At 71.7% G+C, this 2,934-nt stretch carries 4 protein-coding genes and 1 pseudogene; 1 reads left to right on the top strand and 4 read right to left on the bottom strand.

What is annotated here, in order from left to right; translation table 11 throughout:
• The 4 genes from VGO10_RS12160 to VGO10_RS12145 form a co-directional block, all read right to left on the bottom strand.
• The coding region (locus VGO10_RS12160; protein WP_327468622.1) for a MarR family winged helix-turn-helix transcriptional regulator at window positions 1-348 on the bottom strand (348 nt) is incomplete at its 3' end.
• 3 nt (window positions 349-351) lie between these two features.
• Window positions 352-1,470 (bottom strand): acyl-CoA dehydrogenase family protein, encoded by a 1,119-nt coding sequence (locus VGO10_RS12155; protein ID WP_327468620.1) that lies wholly within the window; start codon window positions 1,468-1,470, stop codon window positions 352-354.
• A gap of 46 nt (window positions 1,471-1,516) precedes the next feature.
• Complete coding sequence (locus VGO10_RS12150) at window positions 1,517-2,287, bottom strand: HAD-IB family hydrolase (RefSeq protein ID WP_327468618.1); 771 nt, start codon at window positions 2,285-2,287, stop codon at window positions 1,517-1,519.
• The gene (locus VGO10_RS12145; RefSeq protein ID WP_327468616.1) at window positions 2,271-2,810 is read right to left on the bottom strand and encodes a thiolase family protein; all 540 of its coding nucleotides are present in this window, start codon (window positions 2,808-2,810) and stop codon (window positions 2,271-2,273) included. Before VGO10_RS12145 ends, VGO10_RS12150 begins: the two co-directional genes overlap by 17 nt.
• Between VGO10_RS12145 and VGO10_RS12140 the strand changes: the two are divergent.
• Window positions 2,737-2,934, top strand: a pseudogene (locus tag VGO10_RS12140) (hypothetical protein); the annotation flags it as partial. The gene VGO10_RS12145 and the pseudogene VGO10_RS12140 overlap by 74 nt on opposite strands.

Below are 2,934 nucleotides of genomic sequence, written 5' to 3'. Positions count from 1 at the left end.
CGCGAGCGTCGCGCGGCCATCGCGCTCGGACGGAACGCGGGTGACGAAGCCGTCGTCGGCCAGGGCGGCGACGATCGAGGAGGCCGAGGTGCGGTGGACCTGCAGGCGCTCACCGAGCTTGCCGATCGGCAGTTCGCCGTGGCGCGTGTAGGAGAGGAGCACGAGCGCCTCGTAGCGCGGGAACGTCAGGCCGTGAGGCTTGACCAGCTCGTTGAGACGCGCCATCAGCACTTGCTGGGCGCGCATGATCGAGGTGACCGCCGCCATCGGACGCGACGGCTCGGGCCCCCACCGCTGCTCCCAATGACGGCGCGCCTCGGCGACGGGATCGATGCGCAGGGGCGCCATGGGTCAGCGGGCAGCCTCGCCGAGCAGCGCGCGGGCGATGACGAGGCGCTGGATTTCGCTCGTACCCTCGTAGATCTCGGTGACCTTGGCGTCGCGGTAGTAGCGCTCGGCCGGGAACTCCTTGGTGTAGCCGTAGCCGCCGAGGATCTGGATCGCCTCGCCGGTCCAGTGGCGGGCGACGCGCGAGGCGTACAACTTGGCCTGGGCGCCTTCGACCGTGTGCGGCTTGCCGGTCTGCTTGAGGCGGGCGGCGCGCCAGACGAGGGCGCGGGCGGCCTCGATCTCGGTCTGCATGTCGGCAAGCTTCTGCTGGATGGCGCCGAAGCCGCCGATCGGGCGGCCGAAGGCGTGGCGCTCCTTGGCGTAGTTGGTGGCCAACTCGAGCGCGGCCTGGGCGATGCCGACGGCCTGGGCGGCGATGCCGATGCGCCCGCCGTCGAGCGTGGAGAGCGCGATCCGCATGCCGCCGCCGGCCGGACCGAGTGGCTCGCCGGGGGTGTCCTCGAAGGCGAGGTCGGCGGTGGAAGAAGAGTTCAGCCCCATCTTCTCTTCTTCCCTTGTGACCGTGAAGCCGGGGGCGCCGCGGCGGATGACATACGCCGATGGCTTGTCCGGGTCCTTGGCAAACGCGATGAACGTGTGCGCATAGGAGCCGTTGGTGATCCACTGCTTGGTGCCGGTCAGCTTGCTGTCGACGGCGCGGGTGCGCATCGCGCCGGCGTCGGACCCGCTGCCGGACTCCGTCAGCGCGAAGGCGGCAAGTTCATGGCCTTGGGCCAGCGGCGGCACGAGGCGGTCGATCTGCTCGGGCGTCCCGTTGGCCAGGATCGGCAGCGTCCCGGCGCTGGTGTGCACCGCGACGGTCACCCCCACGCCGGCGTCGGCGCGCGACAGCTCCTCCAAGACCAAGATGTAGGAGAGGAAGTCGGCGCCTGCCCCACCGTGCTCGGCGGGCACGCAGGTGCCCATCAACCCCAACTCGCCCAGCGCGCCGAAGATCGCGCGCGGGAAGGTGTGCTCGCGATCCCAGCCTGCGGCGTGCGGCGCGATCTCCTCGTCGGCGAAGCGGCGGGCGAGGTCGCGGATCTCGCGTTGCTCATCGCTGAGTTCGTGGACGCTCATAGCGAGATCACCTGCGATGAGCCCTCGTCGGTCAGCTCATGGAGACTCACTTGGACACCACCTTGCGCCGCGCCGCGTTGCCCGCGGCGCCCAGCAGCGTCGCCGCGCCCAGGCCGCCGAGCATCTTCAGCCGGCCGCCGAGGCGATCGAAGCGCAGGACGTCCCAGCCCTCCTCGCGCGCGACGCGCAGCAGCGGCCCGTCGGGGTTGACGGCCACGGGATGGCCGACCGCGCGCAGCATCGGCAGGTCGGACTCCGAGTCCGAGTAGGCATAGGACTCGCTCAGCGCGATCCCCTCGGCATCGGCCAGCGTGCGCATCACGATCGGCTTGCCCTCCCGATAGGCGAACGGCCCGGCGAGCTTGCCGGTGTAACGGCCCTCGGCGTCCTCCTCCAGCGGCGTGCCCAGCCCGCCGTCGAAGCCCAGGACCTTGGCGATCATCTCGGCCGTGTCCTGCGTCGCGGCGGTAACGATGTAAACGGGCCGGCCCGCGTCTTGATGTCCCCATGCGATGTCGAGCATCTGCGGGTAGAGCCGCGGCAGGACCCCGGCCAGCACCTGCGGGCCGAGACGCTGGAAGTCCCGCGCGCGACGGCCTTCGAGCATCGCGCCAACGCGCGCCATCACGCGGTCGGTGCTCGCGTCGGTGGAGCCGCGCAGGCGGAACTTGACGTTCTCCCACGCGTCGAGCGCCAGGCGCCGCCGCGAGATCATGCCCGCCCTCGCGGCGGCCCTGGCCCAGAAGAACCCGGAGGACCCTGACATCAGGGTCCGGTCCAAGTCGAAAAAAGCAGCGCTCTTAGGCGCCGTTGCCATGCACCCTCAGGATGACGGCGTCGCCCTGACCGCCGCCGGAGCAGATCGCCGCGACGCCGAGGCCACCGCCGCGCCGGCGCAGCTCGTGGACGAGCACGCCGAGGATGCGGGCGCCCGAGGCGCCGATCGGGTGGCCGAGCGCGACCGCGCCGCCGTTGACGTTGACGCGGTCCTCCTCGATGCCGAGCTCGCGGATCGACTGCAGCGTCACCGACGCGAAGGCCTCGTTGATCTCCCACAGGTCGATGTCGCCCGGCTGCAGGCCCGCCTTGTCGAGCGCTTTGCGCGCGGCGCCGGCCGGGGTCGTGGCGAGGTAGGCGAAGTCGTTGGCGAACTGCGCGTGGCCGACGACCTCGGCCAGGATGGCCTTGCCGTTGGCCGCGGCCCATTCGTCGGAGGCGACGACCAGCGCGCCGCCGCCGTCGTTGACGCCCGGCGAGTTGCCGGCGGTGTGCGAGCCCTCCTTGCCGGTCAGGCCGGGGAGCTTGCTCAGCGCCTCTAGCGTGGAGCCGCGGCGCGACACGACGCTGGAGCGTCTCGCCTCGCTCGCCCCGCTCGACCACGAGCATCCGACGCACACGGCCGGCAACTCGCCCGGCGTCAACGACGGTGCGGCGATGCTCGTCGTCGCGGATGCCGGGCTCGCC

The organism is Baekduia sp. (assembly GCF_035996765.1).
In the GTDB taxonomy this organism is placed as follows: domain Bacteria; phylum Actinomycetota; class Thermoleophilia; order Solirubrobacterales; family Solirubrobacteraceae; genus Baekduia.
This window is presented reverse-complemented; position numbering and strand designations above follow the sequence as displayed.

Excerpts from the sequence above, each read along its gene's own strand:
- VGO10_RS12155 (WP_327468620.1), bottom strand. The coding sequence starts at position 1,470 with ATGAGCGTCCACGAACTCAGCGATGAGCAACGCGAGATCCGCGACCTC.
- VGO10_RS12150 (WP_327468618.1), bottom strand. The coding sequence starts at position 2,287 with ATGGCAACGGCGCCTAAGAGCGCTGCTTTTTTCGACTTGGACCGGACC.